The 21,801-nt window shown below is 40.3% G+C and carries 22 protein-coding genes; 17 read left to right on the top strand and 5 right to left on the bottom strand.

The genetic code is table 11. The features are described 5' to 3' along the window. Window positions 1-48 precede the first annotated feature (48 nt). From HBHAL_RS13660 to HBHAL_RS13650, 3 genes are all read left to right on the top strand, one after another. A complete protein-coding gene (locus HBHAL_RS13660; protein ID WP_014644027.1) occupies window positions 49-1,191 on the top strand; it encodes a cysteine desulfurase family protein in 1,143 nt (380 codons plus the stop codon). Between the two features lie 3 nt (window positions 1,192-1,194). After that, on the top strand, window positions 1,195-2,403 hold the full coding sequence (gene thiI, locus HBHAL_RS13655; protein WP_014644026.1) for a tRNA uracil 4-sulfurtransferase ThiI: 1,209 nt from the start codon (window positions 1,195-1,197) through the stop codon (window positions 2,401-2,403). A 124-nt stretch (window positions 2,404-2,527) separates the two neighbouring features. Then, window positions 2,528-4,114, top strand: a complete 1,587-nt coding sequence (locus HBHAL_RS13650) for an amidohydrolase (protein WP_014644025.1) — start codon at window positions 2,528-2,530, stop codon at window positions 4,112-4,114. 51 nt (window positions 4,115-4,165) lie between these two features. Here the strand turns inward: HBHAL_RS13650 and HBHAL_RS13645 are convergent, their stop codons facing one another. Next, window positions 4,166-4,969, bottom strand: coding sequence for an NAD kinase (locus tag HBHAL_RS13645; RefSeq protein ID WP_014644024.1), 804 nt, complete (start codon window positions 4,967-4,969; stop codon window positions 4,166-4,168). 238 nt (window positions 4,970-5,207) lie between these two features. Here HBHAL_RS13645 and HBHAL_RS13640 point away from each other — a divergent pair, with 238 nt between their 5' ends. The 4 genes from HBHAL_RS13640 to HBHAL_RS13625 all read left to right on the top strand — a co-directional run bounded on the left by HBHAL_RS13640 (window position 5,208) and on the right by HBHAL_RS13625 (window position 8,966). Further along, window positions 5,208-6,200 carry a class I SAM-dependent methyltransferase gene (locus tag HBHAL_RS13640; RefSeq protein WP_014644023.1) on the top strand — a complete coding sequence of 331 codons (993 nt, stop codon included), beginning with the start codon at window positions 5,208-5,210 and terminating at the stop codon, window positions 6,198-6,200. 122 nt (window positions 6,201-6,322) lie between these two features. Next, a complete protein-coding gene (locus tag HBHAL_RS13635; RefSeq protein WP_014644022.1) occupies window positions 6,323-7,513 on the top strand; it encodes an acetate kinase in 1,191 nt (396 codons plus the stop codon). Window positions 7,514-7,618: 105 nt separating this feature from the next. Then, window positions 7,619-8,470 (top strand): EcsC family protein, encoded by an 852-nt coding sequence (locus HBHAL_RS13630; protein ID WP_014644021.1) that lies wholly within the window; start codon window positions 7,619-7,621, stop codon window positions 8,468-8,470. Further along, window positions 8,451-8,966, top strand: coding sequence for a MogA/MoaB family molybdenum cofactor biosynthesis protein (locus HBHAL_RS13625; RefSeq protein WP_014644020.1), 516 nt, complete (start codon window positions 8,451-8,453; stop codon window positions 8,964-8,966). The genes HBHAL_RS13630 and HBHAL_RS13625 overlap by 20 nt, the downstream gene beginning before the upstream one ends. A gap of 34 nt (window positions 8,967-9,000) precedes the next feature. Here the strand turns inward: HBHAL_RS13625 and HBHAL_RS13620 are convergent, their stop codons facing one another. Further along, a complete protein-coding gene (locus tag HBHAL_RS13620) occupies window positions 9,001-9,459 on the bottom strand; it encodes a universal stress protein (protein WP_014644019.1) in 459 nt (152 codons plus the stop codon). Window positions 9,460-9,575: 116 nt separating this feature from the next. Here HBHAL_RS13620 and HBHAL_RS21985 point away from each other — a divergent pair, with 116 nt between their 5' ends. Continuing rightward, window positions 9,576-9,701 carry a hypothetical protein gene (locus HBHAL_RS21985; RefSeq protein ID WP_014644018.1) on the top strand — a complete coding sequence of 42 codons (126 nt, stop codon included), beginning with the start codon at window positions 9,576-9,578 and terminating at the stop codon, window positions 9,699-9,701. Window positions 9,702-9,762: 61 nt separating this feature from the next. Here the strand turns inward: HBHAL_RS21985 and HBHAL_RS13615 are convergent, their stop codons facing one another. Next, window positions 9,763-11,082, bottom strand: coding sequence for a purine-cytosine permease family protein (locus HBHAL_RS13615; RefSeq protein WP_014644017.1), 1,320 nt, complete (start codon window positions 11,080-11,082; stop codon window positions 9,763-9,765). Window positions 11,083-11,181: 99 nt separating this feature from the next. Here HBHAL_RS13615 and HBHAL_RS13610 point away from each other — a divergent pair, with 99 nt between their 5' ends. Together HBHAL_RS13610 and ald are read left to right on the top strand one after the other, a co-directional pair. Then, window positions 11,182-11,940 carry an SDR family oxidoreductase gene (locus HBHAL_RS13610; protein ID WP_014644016.1) on the top strand — a complete coding sequence of 253 codons (759 nt, stop codon included), beginning with the start codon at window positions 11,182-11,184 and terminating at the stop codon, window positions 11,938-11,940. Window positions 11,941-12,096: 156 nt separating this feature from the next. Continuing rightward, on the top strand, window positions 12,097-13,215 hold the full coding sequence (gene ald, locus HBHAL_RS13605) for an alanine dehydrogenase (protein ID WP_014644015.1): 1,119 nt from the start codon (window positions 12,097-12,099) through the stop codon (window positions 13,213-13,215). A 729-nt stretch (window positions 13,216-13,944) separates the two neighbouring features. Here the strand turns inward: ald and HBHAL_RS13600 are convergent. Then, window positions 13,945-14,916 carry a bile acid:sodium symporter family protein gene (locus tag HBHAL_RS13600; protein ID WP_014644014.1) on the bottom strand — a complete coding sequence of 324 codons (972 nt, stop codon included), beginning with the start codon at window positions 14,914-14,916 and terminating at the stop codon, window positions 13,945-13,947. 239 nt (window positions 14,917-15,155) lie between these two features. On the opposite strand from HBHAL_RS13600, the gene HBHAL_RS13595 reads away from it, so the two are divergent. The 7 genes from HBHAL_RS13595 to HBHAL_RS13565 all read left to right on the top strand — a co-directional run bounded on the left by HBHAL_RS13595 (window position 15,156) and on the right by HBHAL_RS13565 (window position 21,351). Beyond that, on the top strand, window positions 15,156-15,668 hold the full coding sequence (locus HBHAL_RS13595) for a DUF4178 domain-containing protein (protein ID WP_014644013.1): 513 nt from the start codon (window positions 15,156-15,158) through the stop codon (window positions 15,666-15,668). 17 nt (window positions 15,669-15,685) lie between these two features. Further along, window positions 15,686-16,357: a PspA/IM30 family protein gene (locus tag HBHAL_RS13590; protein WP_014644012.1), complete on the top strand. Its 672-nt coding sequence runs from the start codon at window positions 15,686-15,688 to the stop codon at window positions 16,355-16,357. A 75-nt stretch (window positions 16,358-16,432) separates the two neighbouring features. Continuing rightward, complete coding sequence (locus HBHAL_RS13585) at window positions 16,433-17,107, top strand: DUF4247 domain-containing protein (protein ID WP_014644011.1); 675 nt, start codon at window positions 16,433-16,435, stop codon at window positions 17,105-17,107. 14 nt (window positions 17,108-17,121) lie between these two features. Further along, entirely contained in the window at window positions 17,122-17,517 is a 396-nt protein-coding gene (locus HBHAL_RS13580; RefSeq protein WP_014644010.1) for a DUF350 domain-containing protein, read from the top strand. Window positions 17,518-17,619: 102 nt separating this feature from the next. Next, a complete protein-coding gene (locus HBHAL_RS13575) occupies window positions 17,620-19,170 on the top strand; it encodes a polyamine aminopropyltransferase (protein WP_014644009.1) in 1,551 nt (516 codons plus the stop codon). 32 nt (window positions 19,171-19,202) lie between these two features. Continuing rightward, complete coding sequence (locus tag HBHAL_RS13570; protein WP_014644008.1) at window positions 19,203-19,883, top strand: metal-dependent hydrolase; 681 nt, start codon at window positions 19,203-19,205, stop codon at window positions 19,881-19,883. A gap of 154 nt (window positions 19,884-20,037) precedes the next feature. Next, a complete protein-coding gene (locus HBHAL_RS13565; RefSeq protein WP_014644007.1) occupies window positions 20,038-21,351 on the top strand; it encodes a DRTGG domain-containing protein in 1,314 nt (437 codons plus the stop codon). 38 nt (window positions 21,352-21,389) lie between these two features. Here HBHAL_RS13565 and HBHAL_RS13560 read toward each other — a convergent pair whose 3' ends face one another. Beyond that, a complete protein-coding gene (locus HBHAL_RS13560; RefSeq protein ID WP_014644006.1) occupies window positions 21,390-21,692 on the bottom strand; it encodes a YtpI family protein in 303 nt (100 codons plus the stop codon). Window positions 21,693-21,801 lie beyond the last annotated feature (109 nt).

Raw genomic sequence — 21,801 nt, 5'->3', positions numbered from 1 at the left:
TATGATAATATAATGGACTGCATTTTGAAATAAAGGAGTACACCTTTTATGATTTACTTTGATAATAGCGCTACAACAAAGCCTCTTCCTGAAGTACTGGATAGTTACCAAAAAGTAGCTGCAGAACTTTTTGGTAACCCATCGTCAGTCCACAGCTTCGGCGGTCAAGTAGAGCGCTTAATGCAGCAATCTCGTCATCAAGCTGCCCAACTATTTGGAGTAGAATCTCAAGAAGTGATTTTCACTTCGGGAGGCACTGAAGGTAATAATATGGCGATAAAAGGAATTGCATTTATGCATCAATCAAGAGGAAAGCATATAATCACGTCTAAAATTGAACACCCTTCGGTCCTGGAAGCATTTCGAGCTTTGGAAACCTTAGGGTTTGAGGTCACATACATTGATGTAAATAAGGAAGGTAAGGTAGACCCTGAGAGTGTGGAACATGCTCTGCGTACAGACACCATACTTGTAAGTATTATGTCTGTAAATAATGAATTGGGATCTGTACAGCCCGTGAAGGAAATAGGGGACAAGCTTAAACACTACCCCAAGGTGTTTTTTCATGTGGACCACGTTCAGGGGCTGGGAAAAATTCGTATGCCCATAATGGAGTCAGGAATCGATCTTTGCACAGTTTCAGGCCACAAAATCCACGGATTGAAAGGGTCAGGAGCTTTGATCATCAGAAAAAATGTTTCTCTTTTTCCTTTGCTGCATGGAGGCGATCAAGAGCTTGAACGGCGAGCGGGCACGGAAAATCTTCCAGCAAATGTGGCTTTTGTGAAAGCTCTTCGTTTAATCATGGAAAAACAGAAACATTCGAGTGATCATTTATCTCAAATCCATCAATATATGCGGGTAGAATTAGAGAAGATGGAACAAGTGGTCATTAATTCACCGAATGATTCTGCCCCTCATATCATTAATTTTTCAATCCCTGGATTTAAACCTGAAGTAGTTATTCATTCCTTAGGAGAAAAAGAGATTTATATTTCTACAAAATCTGCATGCTCCTCCAGAGAACCAGAGGTTAGTACAGTATTAAAGGCATGCAGCCTTGACTATGAGCGGACGAGTTCTGCTCTTCGAGTTAGTCTAAGCTACCAGAATACGATAGAAGAAGCTGATTCGTTTATTGAAGCCCTTAAAGAGACGATTGAACAACTAAAAGAAACGATGAGGAGATAAATTATGAATTTCGATCATATTATGATTCGGTATGGAGAAATGGCTTTAAAAGGTAAAAAAAGAAAAATTTTTGAGCAGAAACTTCGGAATAATCTGCTCAAGAAACTTCAGGAATTTCCTTCTGTGCGAATCCATAAAACAAGAGGCCGTATGTATGTCTTGTTAAATGGTGAAAACCCGCAAGAAGTTATGGATCGATGTCAGGATATTTTTGGTATTCACAGCTTAAGTTTTGCTGTGAAAGTGGAAAAAGAAGAAGAAGAAATGAAGAAAGCTGTACTGTTGGCCTTCCAGGATGCAGACCATGCCAAAACCTTTAAAATTTCAGCTAAGCGTTCAGATAAGGATTTTCCAATTGATTCTAAAGAGCTTAACCCTCTTTTGGGAGGATATATTCTTAGAAATACAGAGGGGGTTACAGTAGATGTACACCAGCCTGATGTAGAAATTAAGGTGGAAGTACGCCAGGAGGCCGCCTATATAACGGCTCAAGATTATCCTGGTGCAGGTGGTTTTCCAGTGGGTACGACTGGGCAGTCTCTGCTAATGCTTTCAGGCGGAATTGACAGTCCTGTCGCAGGTTACCTGACTATGAAGCGTGGAGTGGAACTGGAGGCGGTTCACTTTCATTCTCCTCCCTATACCAGTGAGCGAGCGAAACAAAAAGTGATTGATTTAGCCCAAAAGCTTTCCAACTACGGAAACTCGGTTAAAGTTCATGTTGTTCCTTTTACAGCTATTCAGCAAAAAATTCATCAGGAAATGCCTGAGGGCTATAGTATGACAATTATGAGGCGAATGATGCTGCGAATTAGTGAAAAGCTTGCAGCTAGGCAGGGGATATTGTCTATGACTACAGGAGAAAGCCTGGGTCAAGTAGCGAGTCAAACAATGGAGAGTATGAATACCATCAATGAAGTGACGAACTATCCCGTGCTGCGTCCACTTGTTTCTATGGATAAAGTTGAAATTATTAATATTGCTAGAAAAATTGATACCTATGATATTTCTATCCGTCCTTATGAAGATTGTTGTACTGTATTTGTACCGAAATCCCCAAAAACGATGCCTACAAGAAAAAATGCAAATTACTATGAATCAAACAGTGACTTTAGTGCAGACATTGAAAAAGCACTCGATGAGACCTATATTGTAGAAGTTGACCATTTGGCTGGAAAAGATCAAAAGAATGATTTCAGTGACCTATTATAGTTTAATAAAGTAAAGAAGAAGATGCTGAGAATGAGGTGAAGCATCTTCTTTCTATATATGGAGTTATTGATTTATGATGAGTATATAGATCAAGCAATCATATAACTGGAGAGGATGGATAGATGTGAAACTTTGGTATGGTGGGAAAATCTACACGATGGAAAAAGAAGGCGTCTGGGTAGAAGCGGTTGTTACAAAGAATGGAAAGATACTGGAGGTTGGGGATACTCAAGATCTATATAAAACCTATAAGAATGAAATTACAGAAGAACATGATTTAAAAGGAGCGGTTATGTATCCAGGGTTCACTGACAGCCATCTCCATATTATCGGACATGGAGAGCGGTTGATGCGCCTTGATTTAACATTCATGAAATCAGCTGAAGAAGTGAAACAGGCTTTGAAGCTTCATGCGGAACAGTTAAATCCCGGAGAGTGGATTATTGGTGATGGATGGAATGAAAATCAATGGGAAAATAAACGAATCATACATAAAGACGAACTGGACGAAATATCTTCCAAGCATCCAATGATGCTCACAAGAGTATGCAGGCATGCTGTACTTGCCAATTCTGAGGCTATGAAGCTTGCCGGGGTTGAAAGAAGCACACCTGATCCTCAAGGTGGTGTGATTGTGAGGGATGATGAAGGACACGCTACTGGATTCTTCCATGAGAAGGCTCAGGATATGATTAAAAAAGCAATGCCAGAAGTAACGAAAGATTATTTAAGAAAAGCTACAGAGCTTGCCGTGAGGGATATGCATAAATACGGCCTCGTTGGAGGGCACAGTGAAGACCTGAATTATTATGGGGGATTTAAAAAAACATTCGACGCCTATACCGATGTGATTAATGATTCAAAATTGAAGTTTAGAGCCCATTTACTTGTTCATAATGGAGTAGTCGAACAAATGGACGAAGAGTCTCTTGGCTACAAGAAAGGAACAGATTTTGTAGAGTTGGGGGCGCTAAAAATCTTCTCCGATGGAGCTCTTGGAGGTAGGACTGCCTGGTTGTCGGAGGCCTATTCAGATGATCCTGGAAACTTTGGTGTACCTATCCATACTCAGGAGCAATTGACTTCATTAGTTAAGAAGGCACGTAAACGTCTGATGCCTATAGCTGTTCATGCAATTGGAGATCGGGCAGTCGAGGCAGTTATTCAAGCCATAGAAGCTGCTCCACTTCATACAGGAGAAAGGGATCGAATCATCCATGCTCAGATTTTAAGACCAGACCTAATTCAGAAACTTAAAAATATGAATGTTGTACTTGATATACAACCAACTTTTGTAGCTTCTGATTTTCCCTGGGTCATGGAACGGATAGGAAATGTAAGACTTAAAAACTCTTATTCCTGGAAGACTCTGATGGATGCTGGAATTATGTGTGCAGGAGGTTCTGACGCTCCTATTGAAGAAATTAATCCTTTATTGGGCATTCGGGCTGCTGTAGATCGAAGAGCCACATACGATCATTTGGTGTATCAAGCTGAAGAAAAACTTTCGGTCTTTGAAGCCATATCTTTATATACGAAAGGAAGTGCTATGGCCATTGCAAGAGAGGATACGCAAGGAGTCATAAAGTCAGGTTATATTGCAGATTTTACTATCCTTGATCGCGATCTTTTTGCGCTAAAGCCTCATGAATTGGCCGATGCTACTGTTACGATGACAGTAGTAGATGAGGAAATTGTCTACCAACGTTAAAAAAATCCGGAGCGGGATCTGCCGCTCCGGATTTTACTTATTATAATATTATTAAAGGAAGGTGCGCTTGACACGGTCCCAGTAAGAATTGTTTTTCAACTTGACGGTTTTTACCACCTGATCACTTAGGCGAACCGTAACATCATAGATATTACGAATTGAAAAAGCCTCATTATCCATGCCGATAATCGGATAGTCATTTCCATCCTGTCTAACATGCAGTTTTAATGTGCGCTCACCGCTTAAAATAAAAGAAGAGCCCAGAGTTCTAAAGCGATTGTTGTTTAAGGAAGCTAGTTCACTAACCTGGAAACATGGTAACTTGGGATCTACTACAGCGCCTTTTGTGGACTTATTATAACCGGTACTGCCAGTAGGAGTGGCTACGATAAGCCCATCTCCCCTGAATGTTTCGAAGAGAAGGTCATCAATATAGACATCTACATCAATGGATTTAATTAAAGTGGACCGCACACTGCATTCATTTAAACAATAGAAGGTGGATTCATTATTGACAGTTGCTTCAATAATTGGAAATCTACGAACTTCCACTTCGGCATTTTCCATTGCTTCGACCATTTCATCATGATTGTCTATACTAAAGTCGCAATAAAGGCCTGCTTCATTTTGACTTCGTATTCCAACATAGAGGCAATCTTGTCTGAATCCAGTATTTCGCACAGCCTGTAAAAATGTCCCATCGCCACCGACAGCTACAATAATATTTGCATTTTTGGAGTCTTCCACGATGGAAAAGTCTTTATCTCTTGCTAATTGATAGAGTGGTTTAAGTTTCTCATCCAGCTCCTGGTTCGGGTGATAATAAAAGTATAGGTTTCTACGTTGTTCAGCCATAAAACTTCCTCCTTATGTATTCTTTATCGTCATTTTATCATTATAATGCTCTTCCCGCACACAATTTTCAAACTAATCGGTAAAGTAGCGTATTGTTGAAACCCGCTCCATTATTCGATATGGTGGGGGTAGACTTTAATTCGGAACAGCGCAAACACAAACAAGCTGGCGCATTACTGTTTCAAGTAAATGCGTCAATTTCTTGTGTTGACCAGGCAGGCTGAAAAGGAGAATGAAGATGAAGCAAGAACAAGTAGAAAAACTATTTCAGTGGGTAGATGAAACAGCTGATACCATTTCTAAAGATATGAATATTACTTATTTGGAAGCCATTGCTGAAACCTTAGATATTTTGTTCAATGGACAGCCTTTTAAGGATATGAGCAAAGAACTTCAAACGAAGCTTACCAATGAGCTTACGAAGATCAATAAGGATAATTTTGAAAAAGAAGAAATTCGAAAAGCCGTACAGCTTGCTATCTTAAAAGGTATGAAAGGAGCAACACAGCAGCAGCATTTAATCACTCCTGATTCTGTCGCGATGTTTATGGGCTATTTGGCTTCTAAACTCATTGATAACGAAGAAAACCTGAAGCTTTTTGATCCTGCCTCAGGTTCAGGAAATTTAATTACTTCTGTAATGAACCAGCTTGAAATGCCATTAACAGCATATGCAAGTGAGGTGGATCCTACGCTCATACAGTTAGCCGTAACCAATGCCAACTTACAAAAGAACAATATTGAGTTCTTCCACCAGGATAGTTTGCAACCTTTCCTGATGGAGCCCGTCGATTTTGTTCTGGCTGATCTTCCGGTAGGTTATTATCCAGACGATGTACAGGCTTCCCGTTATCAGCTAAAAGCTGAAGAGGGGCATTCCTATGCGCATCACTTGTTCATTGAACAAGGGTTGAACTACACGAAAGAGGGCGGTTATTTAATGTTTATCGTCCCAAACTTTTTATTTGAAAGTGACCAGTCGCGGGAACTGAACACCTTTTTAAGGGAAAATGCTCATATAGTCGGAATGCTTCAGCTATCTGATTCGCTATTCAAAAATGAAAAGCATGGTAAAAGTATTCTGATCCTTCAGAAGAAAGGTCCGGAAACTAAGCCGCCGAAGCAGGCGCTGCTTGTAAAGCTTCCATCCTTTAAAAATCCAAACGCTATGGGCGACATACTCGGTCAAATGAATCAATGGTTTGATGAATATAAAACGGCACAATTGTGAGAAAATAACGAATATAAGAAGTAAACGTTATCATATTCTTTCTACCTTGAAAATGAGGAGAACGGGTGGTTAAATGGTAGTGGTAGAAACATACGAACCTAATTGTAAGGGGATGAGCAACGTTGAGTAATAAAATTCTTGCTATAAATGCAGGCAGTTCATCACTAAAATTTCAATTGATTGACATGCCTGAAGAAACTGTAATTACTAAAGGGTTAGTAGAGCGTATCGGACTTGAGGATGCGGTATTTACAATTGAAGTGAATGATGAAAAAGATAAGACAGTTACTGATATTCCAGATCACGGAGAAGCGGTCAAAATTCTTCTTGATAAATTAACATCTAATGGCGTAATCGATTCTTTAGATGAAATTAATGGCGTGGGCCACCGTGTAGTTCACGGAGGAGAACGTTTTAGTGAATCTGTGTTAATAACAGACCAGGTCATTCAGGAAATTGAGGAAGTGTCAGATCTTGCCCCGTTGCATAATCCGGCAAACCTGACTGGAATTCGCGCATTCCGCGAGGTTCTTCCGGAAGTCCCTCACGTTGCAGTATTTGATACAGCCTTCCACCAGTCCATGCCGGAACAATCCTATCTTTACAGCCTTCCTTATGAATATTATGAGGACTATGGCATTCGTAAATACGGCTTTCACGGTACATCTCATAAATATGTATCAGAGCGTGCGTCAGAGATGATGGGACGCCCTGTAGAACAGCTGCGACTGTTATCATGCCACTTAGGCAATGGAGCAAGTATCGCTGCAATCGAAGGCGGGAAATCGATTGATACTTCCATGGGCTTTACACCACTTGCTGGTGTAACAATGGGGACTCGTTCCGGAAATATTGACCCAGCCCTCATACCTTTTATTATGGAGAAGACAGGAAAGACAGCGAATGAAGTTATGAATGTATTAAATAAAGAGAGTGGTATGCTAGCCCTTTCCGGTTTTTCAAGTGACCTTCGGGACATTGAGATCCGAGCAAGTGAAGGAGATGAGCGTGCGGAGCTGGCTCTTGAAGTATTTGCTGCACGCATCCACAAGTATATTGGTTCCTATGCCGCACGTATGCATGGAATTGATGGAATCATTTTCACTGCCGGCGTAGGTGAAAACAGTTATACCATGCGGGAGCGCGTATTAAAAGGTCTAGAGTTTATGGGAGTGTATTGGGACCCATCTCTAAATCAGATTCGCGGTAAAGAAGCATTCGTTAACTACCCTCATTCCCCGGTAAAAGTTATGGTCATTCCAACCAATGAGGAAGTTATGATTGCTCGTGATACAGTAGAAAAAGGACTATAAATATTTAAAAGCAATGGCTTCTGAATCAATCAGAGAGCCATTGCTTTTTTTTGAACATTCGGGCTACAATAATAAGAAGAGTGAACCGGTGGGGGGGTGTTGTTCATGACTTATGAACGGGTAGCAAAAGATGTAGATAGTTGGCTTGAGCAGTACCGGGGGTACCAGCCCAACGACTTTGAAATGATTTATGATGATTGGATCAACCAAAGTTTTTATAATTTGGATCCAGACGTAAAGGAAAAGTTTTTTTCAAAACTCGACGCTTGGTTTTTTCATACGCACGCTTTTTTGCAAGGCACATCTTTTCAGAATGAAGCAAGGCAGCGGATTTTATCTGTAGGCCGGGTATTCTCAGAAGAAATTGAGAACATTACAGACATGAAGAGGATGCTTAGTGTAGATCAGCTAAGTTACATTGCTCAGCAGCAAATTGCAAGAGGCAGGCTGTACTCTTTTGCGCAAGGCGGACTGACCGGTACAGGAGGGTGGCTGTTACTCGGGCTTGACTATCCTCTAATGATGGTAATGAACATTCGTGCCGTGCAGTTGATTGGTTTGACTTTTGGTCATGAAATGAATCACCCTTATGAAATGATGATTTCTCTAAAGGTTTTTCACGCAGCTACGCTGCCTAAACGGCTTCAGGTCCACGCGTGGGATGAGTTGATGGATGAAGTAAATCGTAATGAACATCCTTATGTTTTTGAAGGGAACGATCAGCTTACAAATGAATCATGGCTTGAACAGCCCATTAAACAATGTTTCAAATCGATGTTTATTGTAATGTTCCGCAAAAAAATCTTTCAGGGTCTTCCTTTTATAAGTATAGCGATAGGAGCTTATTCCAATTACCATTTAACAAGACAAGTAACTGATTTTGCAATGAAATTTTATCAATATCGGTACTTGCTGGATCATAAGGGGGAAGAGCGTGATGGCAGTCGAAGATCATAAAAGAGAAGCTCCTTCATCGGTAAGATGCATGGTTCTTACCATAAGTGATACACGAAATATAGATACAGATAAAAGCGGAAAGATTATTATCGAAAAACTTACAGAAAAATCTCAGCACAGGGTTAATGAATATAAGATTGTTAAGGATGATCAAAAGAGAATAGCAGAGGCTGTTAAACTAGGATTGACTGACCCGGATATAGACGTAGTTCTCTTAAATGGAGGAACGGGTATTGCAGAGCGAGATGTGACGATTGAAGCCGTTCAAGCATTAATTACAAAAGAGATCCCCGGTTTCGGTGAGCTATTCCGCATGCTGAGCTATAATGAAGATATAGGTTCAGCTGCTCTTTTATCTCGAGCAACTGCAGGAGTTAGTGAGAAAACAGCTATTTTTTCGATGCCAGGGTCAAGCGGTGCGGTAAAACTCGCTATGGACCGTCTGATACTGCCGGAAATCTCGCATGTTGTACGAGAAATTAATAAAGAAGAATAATAATAACCCCCATCAATTAAGATGGGGGTTATTATTATTCTTCTACAACTGGTTTTTCAGGACGTACGACAAGGACATCACAAGTGGCATAACGGGTAATATGCTCGGAAACACTACCAATGAAAAAGCGTTCCATGGCATTTAGACCGGTAGCCCCGCATATGATAAGGTCTGCATTATGTTTTGGGGCCACATCTTTAGCAATTTTAATTTTTGGGGAACCATACTCCACAACTATTTCTACATTGGTAAGGCCGGCTTTCTCAGCTTTAGACTTATAATCATTCAATAAATCCGTCGCGTACTTTTCTGCACGTATGGCTAAAGAACGATCGTAAGCCTCTACCGTAGCAAAAGCTCGAGTGTCTACTACGTGTGCTAGAACCAGCTTAGCATCATTTCGATTAGCAATATCAATTGCTTTTTTGAAAGCACCCTCTGCGGTTTCTGAACCATCCACTGCTACAACAATATCTTTGTACTCGAATGCCATTATGAATGCCCCCTTCCTATTTCTCACCTTTATTATATCATGTTCTATTTTGATTTAGACTTATAATTCAAGCATAATTTAGTGAGTTTTGTGAACTTTAAGAAAGAGGTGAGAAAATGAAGAAACCAGAAAATCCGATAGAACGTGAACAAAAGTTAGAGAGAGAAATGACTGCACCACTGAATGAAAGTTATCAGTCCATAAAAAAGAATGATGAGCCGAAGAAAAAGTCAAGCCAGTAAAAAGATAATCCCACCTCCTATTAAAACGGGGTGGGATTATTGTGTTTGATTACTGATCTTACTAGCTCCACGTCTTATGTTTCATAAACCATGGATAGGTAACCATTAATACTGTAAATGTGATAAACCCAGGCGACCAGTTGTCAGGAAAACTGAAATACATGAGACTTCCAAGAATGATAAAAATCAAAGCATAAGGGTTAATACTCGATGTTTTCGTTAATTGCTCAATAGCTTTTTTATCCAGATGCAGTCGTTTAACGATTAGATAATCGCCTGAGATGACTGCAGAAATTGGTATGATCAAACCTCCGAGTAATGAAATATAAGATTCAGCTTCATTGACCAGTGAGGGGAAGCCACTTAATAAGACCCCTAGAAATCCAAACATGACCGCACTTTGAACGCGCGTCAGACGGCTGAAAGTATTTAGTAAACTATATCCTCCGGTATAAGCATTGCTAATGTTAATCGAAATCATGGACACTACTGCGGTTAACGTGATTATACCAATAATAACAGGGGAGTCTGTTTGACCGCTTGAAGATACATAAGGGTTAATATCATGGAATAAATAGGCGGATGCACACCCGATTAAGGCTGTAATAAAGAAGCCGATCCCATTTCCTATGAGCAATCCCCAGAACCCATGGGCCGGAGTTTTTGCATAGCGGGTCATATCGGCAGAAGCACTTACGCCAGAGACATATTGTACAAAAGCCAAGCTGGCATAGAAAAACATAGTGGTTAAAGAACCCTGCATAGGCTCCAATTGGAATGTAAACCATGCGGTGTCCCCGTGATTTGTAGTAAAGTATATATATATAATCGTAAACTCTCCAAGTAAAAGGAGGGGAAGAAAGTAAGTGGTGGCTTTTTTTACAGCATCAAAACCTATTATGGCCAGGATTACCATCAGTATAGATAAAGGGATTGAGAACAGTAAAAAAGGCACCTCTTGGCCTGTCATCCGAATGAAAAGCTGCTGAATGACATATGTACCGCCTATGGTCTGTACGCTAAACCAATAGAGGGAGGTTATACTTCGAATAGGAGATGAGAGAAAACGAGCTCCCTGCACTCCGAGAATTGTGCGTATGGCGTATTGCGCAGGGATTCCTAAACGAGCCCCGGGTAACGATAAATAAGAGACAAATAAGAAACCCAAAATTGCTCCGATACATGTTGTAAGAACCCCGTTCCAAAAGGATAGACCACCTTCCAGCACGGCCAGTGCAGGTACTAGAAAATTCCCTGCATTGGCCGCTACGGCAATTTGGATAAATGCAAAGCGATACCATGAAGTGTTTTGTCTTTTTTTTGGAACCGCTTCTAAACCGATCGTTTCAATTAACTCTTTACGTGAGGCAGCTGCCTTCATTACATCCACGTCCTCTCTGCCGCATTTTATTGTACATAAGGCAGGGGGGCTTGTAAATAAATAGTATGAAAGTAAAAGATCAATGTGGGGGGATTGAAAATGAGGCATGCGATTATAACCGCTGGATCTAAAGGTTTGGGCAGGAAAGTTACTGAGCAGTTCATTAAGAAAGACATATCAGTGACTGTCACCTATTTAAATGATAAAAAATCAGCCATGACGTTGTATGAAGAATTCCCGGAGAAGAAGGACAAGATCCATATAATGAAAGCTGATGTGACAGAACTACAGGATTTACAGACTTTAATCCAAGAAACCATTCAAAGGTTTGGAAGAATAGATTATTTAATTAATAATGCGGGACCTTATATATTTGAACGTAAAAAATTGATGGATTATTCTACGGAAGAGTGGAACTCTATGGTCAAAGGAAATCTTGATGCCGTTTTCCATTTAATGAAACTGACGGTTCCTTACATGAGAGCGCAGTGTTTTGGACGAATTATAAATTATGGTTTTCAAGGAGCTGGTTCGGCTTCTGGTTGGATTTACCGGTCTGCATTTGCTGCTGCAAAAGTTGGTCTTGTATCTCTTACTAAAACGGTCGCTTACGAAGAAGCTGAGTATGGCATTACTTCTAATATGGTGTGTCCTGGAAATATTGTGGGGGAGTGGAAAGAATCCACCATCGAGAATGGGCGAAAAACAAAGGATGGGTGTACTCCGATTGGACGACCGGGCACAGGGGAAGATATAGCCCGTACTATTGAGTTCTTGTGCCATGAAGACTCGGATATGATAACAGGAGCTATATATGAGGTTACGGGCGGTGTCGATGTGATCCACAGGTACAGGTGAAAACTGAATATTTCAATATTTGATAAAAGGTAACCATTTAGGTCCTGTTTTGATACAATGAAAGGGCTTTCAAAATAAACATCTACTTTCTATTGAATAATCATGTTATAGTGGAAATCGATAAATAGAGAGAATGGAATAGGAGGTTGAACGGCCTTGAAAATTGGAGTGCCAAGAGAGATTAAAAATAATGAAAACAGAGTAGCGATGACGCCTGCAGGAGTTGTAACTTTGACCAACGCAGGTCATGAAGTTTTTGTAGAAACTAATGCAGGAACTGGCTCTAGTTTTACTGATGCTCAATATAAGGAAGCGGGAGCAAGCATTGTATTATCTGCCAAGGAAGCATGGAGTCAGCAAATGGTGATGAAGGTTAAAGAACCACTTCCTGAGGAGTATGAATATTTCTTTGATGGTCTTATATTATTTACTTACTTGCATCTGGCACCTGAGCCTGAACTTACGAAAGCTTTAGTTAAGAAAAATGTAATAGCGATTGCCTATGAAACGGTGCAAGCCCCCAATGGATCTCTTCCGCTTCTTACCCCTATGAGTGAGGTAGCTGGGAGAATGGCTTCTCAAATTGGAGCACAATTTCTGGAAAGTTCTCATGGTGGTAAAGGAATTCTTCTCGGTGGAATTCCAGGAGTACGTAGAGGCCGAGTAACAGTTATTGGAGGCGGTGTTGTCGGAACTAATGCTGCAAAGATTGCCATGGGTCTTGGGGCAGATGTCACAATCATTGATTTAAACCCGGAAAGATTAAGGCAATTGGATGATATTTTCGGTTCAGATATTAACACTCTTATGTCGAACCCCTTAAATCTTCAGGAATCATTGGCAGAGTCAGACCTGGTAATTGGAGCAGTTCTCATCCCCGGAGCCAAGGCTCCGAAACTGGTTACCGAAGATATGGTTAAATCGATGAAGGAAGGTTCTGTTATAGTAGACGTGGCTATTGATCAAGGCGGTATTTTTGAAACAACAGATCGAATTACTACTCACGATAACCCTACTTATGAAAGACATGGTGTGCTCCATTATGCTGTGGCTAATATGCCCGGAGCTGTACCTAGAACATCCACGATTGGATTGACGAATGTGACCGTTCCTTATGCCTTGCAGTTAGCTAACAAAGGCTATAAAAAAGCCTGCCAGGAGAATGAATCTCTCTTTAAAGGAATAAATACACTTGAAGGTTACGTTACTTACCGTGCCGTTGCGGAAGCCCAGGGACTCGAATACGCGGATGCGAAAGATTTAATTCATCAGTAAATAAACGAAAAGAAGCGAAGGGATACTGCTCCCTTCGCTTCTTCTATTTTGATTGAGTGTTCAACCATAGTTCCCAGTTAAAGATAAGCTCCCGTTTGTTGAAGACTCAGTTTCGAGACATAGGAGGAGCGGAAGGTCCGGAGGGGGACGATTTCGCTTTCCGGCCCTGCACAACGCAGGGTCGTTCGACGTTGCCACAGGACGTGGCGATCTTAGTCGAACTTCTTATATGTGCTGAGCTTCCTCGGGCTTAACAGCCCTGCGGGATCTCACCGATCATGTTCCTCCCGCAGGAGTCTACATCGTCCCCCTCCGGACCTGGCCGAATAAGAAACTCGAAATCCACCAAAAATACCTACTAAAATTAACGGGAGAGCAAAAGAGTATCTAGCTTATTTAAGTGTACAACCCCTGATATATAAGGGGTTAAGTCTGATCGAGAACGATTACCTTTCTTATAGGGTCCGTTCACTCCTCAAACATAGGATGGCGGAGGAAACGACGAGACTCCCGCGGGAGAAGGAGTTAGGCGAGACCCCACAGGGAGTGAAACGAGCGAGGAGGCTTGCCAGTTTCCCCGCAGGAAAGCGAGTTGTTTCCGTAGCCAGCCCCTCTCTATATCAGCAACGGACCTAAGATATCTCGAAACTGAGTCTTCAACTAAACGGCCCTTTAGTTGAAGACGCTGCTTATGAAAAAAGTTGCTGCGACTTTAGTGAATTTTTTCTTTTAAGAGGCTGAATGTATGGTTTTTGTTTCTTCGTTCCTGCGACTTCTCTCTTTTTGTTTTCGGAATAAGGTGGCAATAATTGGTCCGGATATGTTATGCCATACACTGAAAATGGCACTTGGAACGGCAGCGAGAGGGCTGAAGTGAACGGCGGCCAATGAAGCACCAAGCCCGGAATTCTGCATACCGACTTCTATAGAAACTGCTCGTTGCTTAGCAGGTTCCATGTTGAAGATTTTTCCTAACATGTATCCAGTTAAATATCCTAGAGAATTGTGAAGGACAACGATTGCGAAAATGACTGCTCCCGTCTGAGCAATTTGAGTTTGATTGACACTAACGACGGCCGCTACAATGGCAACAATCGAGAGTACGGATACGAGAGGAAGGGCCTTCACTCCTGCCTCTACTTTTCTACCAAGTAAAGCTTTCACACCAAGCCCCAGAAGAATTGGGAAAAGGACGATCTGTACAATTGATAGGAATAAATCTCCAGCAGACACCGGCAGCCATTGACTGGCAAACAGCCAGACTAGGAAGGGTGTAAATATTGGAGCGAGCAAGGTAGATACAGCGGTAATAGAAACAGAAAGAGCTGTGTCTCCTTTAGATAGATAAGTCATTACGTTTGAAGAAGTTCCTCCAGGACAGCATCCTACAAGAATAACTCCAACAGCTACTTCTGTTGACACTGGAAGGATTGTGACTAGGAAGAAAGCCAGCAGTGGCATAAGTATAAATTGCGCTCCCACTCCTACTGCCACGTCCTTTGGTCTTTTAAACACTTCTTGAAAGTCCTTTTTAGATAAAGTAAGTCCCATTCCGAACATAATGATTCCTAATAATGGCACAATATAGGGAGCGATCCATGAGAAACCTGATGGAATAAAAAATGATAACACCGCAAACAGTAACACCCAGATTGCAAAGGTTTTCCCTACAAAGTTACTTGCTTGTTCTAATACCTTCATATATTTCCACTCCTTTATAAATTATTTGAATTTTGATTATACGCGACACATTCAGTTTTCAAAGAGGTGAATAAGGGAAAAAAATGAAAAAAATAATAATGAAGAAATACGCTAAACAGGCATTTAGATCAAAAGTCTGATACGATAATAGGAGAAAACTTTTTAAAAAGTGAAACCAAAGGGTATCCAGGCACGTAGATAAAAGTACACAGGGTCTTAGTGAAAGGTGAGGTGAGTATTTGGGATTCTTTTCAAGATTGTTTTCCAACCAAAAGAAACAAGTTCCTGAAGTAGAAGAAAGAACCGTGTTGAATATTCAGATAGGAGATATTCTCACATACGATCTTGTGGATTATGAGGTGGTGGGTAAGATCACCTACCGGGACGGATCATATGAGTGGTTTGCTTACCAGCTCCTGGAAGGTCAATCTACCAAATGGTTATCGGCTGAAATGGATGATGAGCTTGAGCTTGGAATTTACGAAACGATTAAGCTCCCGGTTTCCACCCCTTATCCAAAAGAACTTCAATATGATGGAAAATCCTATTATAAGGATGAAGAAGGAGAAGCACGTGTTACAGGGGAAGGCAGAAGTAAAAATATTAATGGCCGTACCACTCATTATGCGGATTATCTTTCAGAAGATGAAGAAAGTTATCTCAGTCTGGAAGCGTGGGGTAGTGAAGTAGAAGTTAGTTACGGTCATGATATTGAAGCTTATGAGATTAAAATAATTGCTGGTTCCAAATAATAAAGGAGGAATTGTAAATGTTTAAATTTTTCAAACGTGTTAAAACAGTAGTAGGTTCAGAATTAAACTCCATGCTCGATAAAGCAGAAGATCCTGTGAAAATGCTGGACCAATTTATGAGAGATATGGAAAATGACATCCGCGAAGCTGAAAGTGCGGTTGCTAAACAAATTGCCAATGAGAAAATGCTGAATCGTAAATATGATGATGCTCAAGCAATTGTTGATAAACGTATGCAGCAGGCTGAGCAAGCCATTGAAGCTGGAAATGAAGATTTAGCTCGCCGTGCACTTGAAGATAAGAAGAATCATCAGGAGCAGGCAGATCAATTAAAAGCGTCCTGGGAGCGTGCCCAAACTGATTCCAGTAATCTGCGCCAAAAATTGGACGAAATGAAGAAAGAATATCAGGAAATGAAACTGAAAAAAGATTCACTAAAAGCGCGTGCTGAATCTGCGAAGACTCGTACGAAGATGAATCGTACAATGTCTAATATCGGCGGGGATGAGTCGCGTCAAGGCTTTGAGCGTATGGAAGAGAAGGTCATGCAGCATGAAGCAGAAGCTGAAACAAGCGAAGATATGTCCTCTGAAAGCCGTTCCCTCGATGATGAGTTTGAAGAATTGAATAATAATGACAGTGTAGATAATGAACTGGATGAATTAAAGAAGAAGATGAATAAAAAATAACTAGTATGCAAATGATACTCCGTGCCTGACACTGCGTCAGGCACGGATATTTTAGAGAAGAGGGGAGGAGCTGCATTGAGAGAATATGGAGGCATATTTGTCGTTGGTATAATTGCTATCGTTCTTTTGTTTAATGTGTTTGGAAATGGGAATCCAATGAGAGGTATTTCAGGTTCAAATATAGAAGATACATATGGAGAACTTCCCAGTGAACCTGATCGTTCTGAAATTTTAAATAAAATAGAAAATTCGGAAGCGGATTCAGTTGAAGACTTAATTCAACAAAACTTTCCTTTGTTAGACACTGTACGATCTGACCAGGGAACTACTTCACGCATATACATGACCAGAGAATTGACTCTTACGGAAGTAGCTGATGCTTTAGCTGGTGCTATAACGCCCGAAGAAATCAGTGAAAGGCAGGAGGATAAACAAGCACTCGTTTATCCGGACCACTTTGTAATTATTCAGGAAAGTGAAGAAGAACCAGACGTTATCACTATTGAACTGGCTTCTGATCAGTTTGTTAGAAATCACTATTCACCAGGTTTCTTTAATGGGATGTTTACGGCTATCCTGTTAAACCGAATGCTTGGTTCAAACGACTGGTATAACCGAAAAAGCAATACATGCAGGCAATCAGGAAACTGCTACGGCGGATATGGGATGTACGGGAATTATAATACAGGAACTTCAGGGTCTCTTCGTGGGTCTTCAACTCGCGGTGGAGGGCCAGGAACAGGAAAATAAAGGAGGTAATCAGCATGGAACCGTTTTTAGCTACATTAGGATATTTTGTCATTGCTGTAATAGTAGTAGTGATTGGACTTTTAGTATTTGAATGGTTAACACGACAGTATAAGGACTGGGATGAAGTAAAAAAAGGCAATCAGGCTATAGCCATGTCCATATCAGGGAAGATTATCGGGATTTGTATAGTTCTTTCGTTTGCTATTTATCACAGCTTTACCGTTTGGGATACATTAATTTGGGGCGCTTATGGAGTCTTCCTTCAAATGATCGCTTATCTATTATTTGAAATGCTTACTCGTAAATTTTCAGTGGAAACTCAACTTAAAGCTAATAATACGGCAGTAGGGATCATTTCGATGGGTGTGTCCATTGGCCTTGCTTTTGTAATTGGAGCGTCAATTACATAGATAACAATGGATATCTTAGGAAAGCCACTATGAGTACCAGCATAGTGGCTTTTTTGAGGGATAACAACAGAATCCGAAATTTACGGGTTGGAGTGAACAAATTTGGAAACAAACGGCAAGAGAAAAAGTCATCTAATCTATTGGGCTTCGGGAATCGTTTCTATATGCGGAATTATATTTGAGGTTCTGTTCGGGGCACTAGGGTCCTATATCCTTGGAGATGGGGTGAAACAGTACACCCTGACCATCAGTTTATTTCTAACCGGAATGGGTGTAGGGGCCAGTATCAGCGAGCGTGTTATGAAAAACCTCATTATTACGTTTATATGGATTGAGTTCATGGTTGCACTTATTGGTGGTTTTTCAAGCTTTATCATGTTTGGGATGACGGCATTTGCTCCCTCAGGTACTGATGCGTTGTTTCTGTATCTTATAACTTTTACAATCGGGGGATTGACTGGTCTTGAATTGCCCATATTAATTCGAAAAGCTAATGAAATTGGAGTAGAACTGAACCGGAGTACAGCTAGAGTGTTGTTTTCTGATTACGCAGGAGGTCTGATAGGAGGGTTATTATTTGCCTTCTATCTGCGGCCCCAAATGGGTATGGTTAAAAGTGCCTTTTTTGTAGCCTGTATCAATTTATCGGTAGCTTTAGTCGTTTTATATTTATTTCGATCTGAAATTAAGCGCTTAGTTCTTCACACAAGTGCAGCTGTTTTTATTGCGATTCTTTTAATTGGCGGTTTATTCTTCGGGGAAGAATTAGCGTTTTCCTTCGAACAGAAGTTATACAAAGATCCAATTATTCACATGGAGGAAAGTGCCTATCAAAAAATAGTCGTAACAAAAGAGCAGGGAGACACTCGTATGTTCTTAAATGGTTCGCTGCAATTTAGTTCCTCAGATGAATACCGCTACCACGAAACGCTGATCCATCCTACAGTTGCTAATGCAGAAGCTAAGGGAAATGTACTCGTTCTCGGCGGGGGAGATGGAATTGCCGTAAAGGAACTATTAAAGTATGAGAAAATCAAAAATATTACGGTAGTAGATTTAGACCCGGCTGTAACCACTTTAGCGAAGAATAATTATCATTTATTACAGTTAAACGAAGGAGCACTATCAGATGAACGAGTTCAGGTGCGAAACGAGGATGCTTTCGAATTTTTAGAAAAGTCTGAGGATTGGTATGACATTATTATTTCCGATTTGCCAGACCCCAATAATGAGAGTTTAAATAAGCTCTACACCAGAGAATTTTATTCCTTACTCCGGAATCATCTGGAACCTGGGGGTGCAGCAATGGTTCAGGCCACTAGTCCTGTGTTTGCTCCCAGTGTCTACTGGACGATAAGTAAAACAATAGAATCGACGGGATTACATACAGTAAATCTTCATGTGGATATCCCAAGTTTCGGTAACTGGGGGTTTGTTATGGCAAGCAGGGAGCCAATTAAAGTTGAAGAGATTTCAATTCAAGCCGAAACAGAATTTCTAACAGATGAAGTGTTAAAGTCTATGACAGTGTTTGGAAAAGACGAAGACCGGGAAATTGTAAACCGTGAAGGGGAAGTTGTTCCCTTAAAGCCAAATACATTAATAGATCCTCATTTAATACAAAAGTATGAAAGTGCCTGGCAAAACTATTAAACGAGGAAAACTAATGAATAAGGAGTGGTAAAGTGAAAGTATCTTATCATGGACATTCTGTAGTAAAGGTAGAAGCGAATGGCAAAACGATTTTAATTGATCCGTTTATTTCTGAAAATGGAAACACTGATCTTAACGCAGATGAAGTGAATCCGGACGTCATTTTACTCACACATGGTCACAATGATCATGTAGGAGACACCTTTGAGATTGCAAAACGCAATAATTGCCAAATTGTTGCTCCGTTTGAGCTAGCCACTTATCTTGGAAACAAAGAGTTAAACGCCCACCCAATGTATATAGGGGGAGGTCATGAATTTGACTTTGGCCATGTGAAATTCACTCAGGCGTTTCATGGTTCATCCTATACAGAAGAAGATGGAACAATTGTTTATACAGGAATGCCAACAGGCATCCTCTTAACAATTGAAGGAAAAACTATTTTCCATGCAGGCGATACAGGGCTATTCTCTGATATGAAAATGATAGGGGAACGTAATAACATCGACCTCGCTTTCCTTCCAATTGGTGATAATTTTACTATGGGTCCTGAAGATGCCCTGACAGCTGCTGAATGGCTTCAGGCTAAACAGGTTGTTCCTATTCACTACAACACTTTTGAATTGATTAATCAGGACGGGAAAGGTTTCGCTGAGCAAGTGAAGCCTGGTAAAGGAATGGCTCTAGAACCTGGAGACACTTTAGACCTTTAATATCAACTTAACGTAGTCTTCCATCTATTATAGATGGAAGACTTTTTAATGAAAATAAATCATATCCCAACAGAAATTGCGAAGTAACTGTATCACTTGTATAATAACAATAATAAGGTTATTAATTAGTACAGTTAGAAAGAATGGTGGGCGTATGGCTACAAAACATGAACAGATACTGGAGTATATTGAAACATTAGAGGTCGGTAGTAAAATTTCCGTTCGTCGTATCGCAAAAGCCTTGAATGTTAGTGAGGGTACAGCTTACCGTGCGATTAAAGAGGCTGAAAACCAAAATTTAGTCAGTACCATGGAACGGGTTGGAACCATTCGAATTGAAAAGAAAAAGAAGGAGGATATTGAACGACTGACCTTCGCAGAAATTCTAAATATTGTGGATGGTCAGGTACTTGGTGGAAGAGAAGGGCTCTATAAGACGTTAAGTAAATTCGTAATTGGAGCCATGAAGCTCGATGCAATGATGCGTTATACAGAAGCGGGTTCCCTGCTTATTGTTGGGAACAGGACCAATGCACATGAATTAGCTATTAAAGAAGGAGCAGCTGTCCTCATAACTGGAGGTTTTGATACAACCGATCAAGTGAAGCAATTAGCAGATGAGAAAGAACTTCCTGTCATTTCAACCAGCTATGATACGTTCACAGTAGCTACAATGATTAACCGTGCGATTTATGATCAATTAATTAAAAAAGAAATTGTTTTAATTGATGATATTTATACTTCTTTTCAAGAAACTAAGTTTTTAGTAGTAGATGATCAAGTGGAAAAATGGCATGAATTTAATAATGAGACAAAGCACAGCCGTTATCCAGTCGTAGATAAACATAATCGAGTTGTCGGGATTGTAACATCCAAAGATGTTATTGGAAAAGAAACCTCCATGAGAATAGACAAAGTTATGACTCGGAACCCAATGACCGTCCATGTAAGAACCTCCTTAGCAAACGCTGCTCACGTGATGGTCTGGGAAGGAATTGAATTAATGCCTGTGGTGGATCCTTCTCATAAATTGCAGGGAATTATATCCCGCCAGGATGTACTGAAAGCTTTGCAGCAGATACAGAGACAACCGCAAGTCGGAGAGACGATTGATGATTTAGCCACGAACCAACTTGAAATCGTAAAGAATGAAGAAAATGAACATGTACTTAAAACAATGGTCACTCCGCAAATGACAAATCAGCTGGGCACTATGTCTTATGGGGTGTTTATTTCTCTAATAACAGAATCCTCAAGCAGACTGTTAAGAAAATATAAAAAGGGAGATCTTGTAGTAGAAAATATTTCTGTCTATTTTATAAAGCCCGTGCAAATTGAAAGTGAAGTCATTATTGCCCCTAATATCTTAGAAGTAGGACGTAAATTCGCTAAAGTAGACATAGAAGTTCACCATGAAGGATCTATTGTAGGCAAGGCCTTATTGATGGCTCAGTTGATTGATCGATAAATAAAAAAAGTCGCTGCAGTTAAGCAGCGGCTTTTGATTTAAGATTGAACACTAGCCTGATGTTTTTGAAATTCATTACGGTAATGTTTTGCAGCCTTCCATCCTTCTTTAGTTTGGAAAATTCCAAGTGCAAGAAATAGAATACCAATAAATAAAGAAAGTTTTGTCTCATAAAACATATATTGGTTGATTCCAAAAAAGAAGATGAAACTTCCTAAAAATATTTTTGATTTACTATTCAAATAATCTTGGGTTAAAGGATCTTTGGTCCTTACGATCATAACTTTGTAATAAATATAAAGAACTAAGGACACCAAAATTAGAACAGGAAATATTATCACAATGTATCGACTCCTGAAGTTAAATTTTTTCTCCTTTATTGTAGCTTGTTTTCATTGAAATGGCTACCTGTGAAAAGAAATATATGATTTAATTATAAAAGGCTAAGTA

The sequence above is a fragment of the Halobacillus halophilus DSM 2266 genome, assembly GCF_000284515.1.
In the GTDB taxonomy this organism is placed as follows: domain Bacteria; phylum Bacillota; class Bacilli; order Bacillales; family Halobacillaceae; genus Halobacillus; species Halobacillus halophilus.
Note: the sequence above shows the minus strand (reverse complement) of the source record. Positions and strands in the feature narration are given on the sequence as shown.

Coding starts and splice junctions, on each gene's coding strand:
- HBHAL_RS13660 (WP_014644027.1), top strand. CDS start 49: ATGATTTACTTTGATAATAGCGCTACAACAAAGCCTCTTCCTGAAGTA.
- thiI (WP_014644026.1), top strand. CDS start 1,195: ATGAATTTCGATCATATTATGATTCGGTATGGAGAAATGGCTTTAAAA.
- HBHAL_RS13645 (WP_014644024.1), bottom strand. CDS start 4,969: ATGGCTGAACAACGTAGAAACCTATACTTTTATTATCACCCGAACCAG.
- HBHAL_RS13640 (WP_014644023.1), top strand. CDS start 5,208: ATGAAGCAAGAACAAGTAGAAAAACTATTTCAGTGGGTAGATGAAACA.
- HBHAL_RS13630 (WP_014644021.1), top strand. CDS start 7,619: ATGACTTATGAACGGGTAGCAAAAGATGTAGATAGTTGGCTTGAGCAG.
- HBHAL_RS13625 (WP_014644020.1), top strand. CDS start 8,451: ATGGCAGTCGAAGATCATAAAAGAGAAGCTCCTTCATCGGTAAGATGC.
- HBHAL_RS13620 (WP_014644019.1), bottom strand. CDS start 9,459: ATGGCATTCGAGTACAAAGATATTGTTGTAGCAGTGGATGGTTCAGAA.
- HBHAL_RS21985 (WP_014644018.1), top strand. CDS start 9,576: ATGAAGAAACCAGAAAATCCGATAGAACGTGAACAAAAGTTAGAGAGA.
- HBHAL_RS13615 (WP_014644017.1), bottom strand. CDS start 11,082: ATGAAGGCAGCTGCCTCACGTAAAGAGTTAATTGAAACGATCGGTTTA.
- HBHAL_RS13610 (WP_014644016.1), top strand. CDS start 11,182: ATGAGGCATGCGATTATAACCGCTGGATCTAAAGGTTTGGGCAGGAAA.
- HBHAL_RS13600 (WP_014644014.1), bottom strand. CDS start 14,916: ATGAAGGTATTAGAACAAGCAAGTAACTTTGTAGGGAAAACCTTTGCA.
- HBHAL_RS13590 (WP_014644012.1), top strand. CDS start 15,686: ATGTTTAAATTTTTCAAACGTGTTAAAACAGTAGTAGGTTCAGAATTA.
- HBHAL_RS13580 (WP_014644010.1), top strand. CDS start 17,122: ATGGAACCGTTTTTAGCTACATTAGGATATTTTGTCATTGCTGTAATA.
- HBHAL_RS13565 (WP_014644007.1), top strand. CDS start 20,038: ATGGCTACAAAACATGAACAGATACTGGAGTATATTGAAACATTAGAG.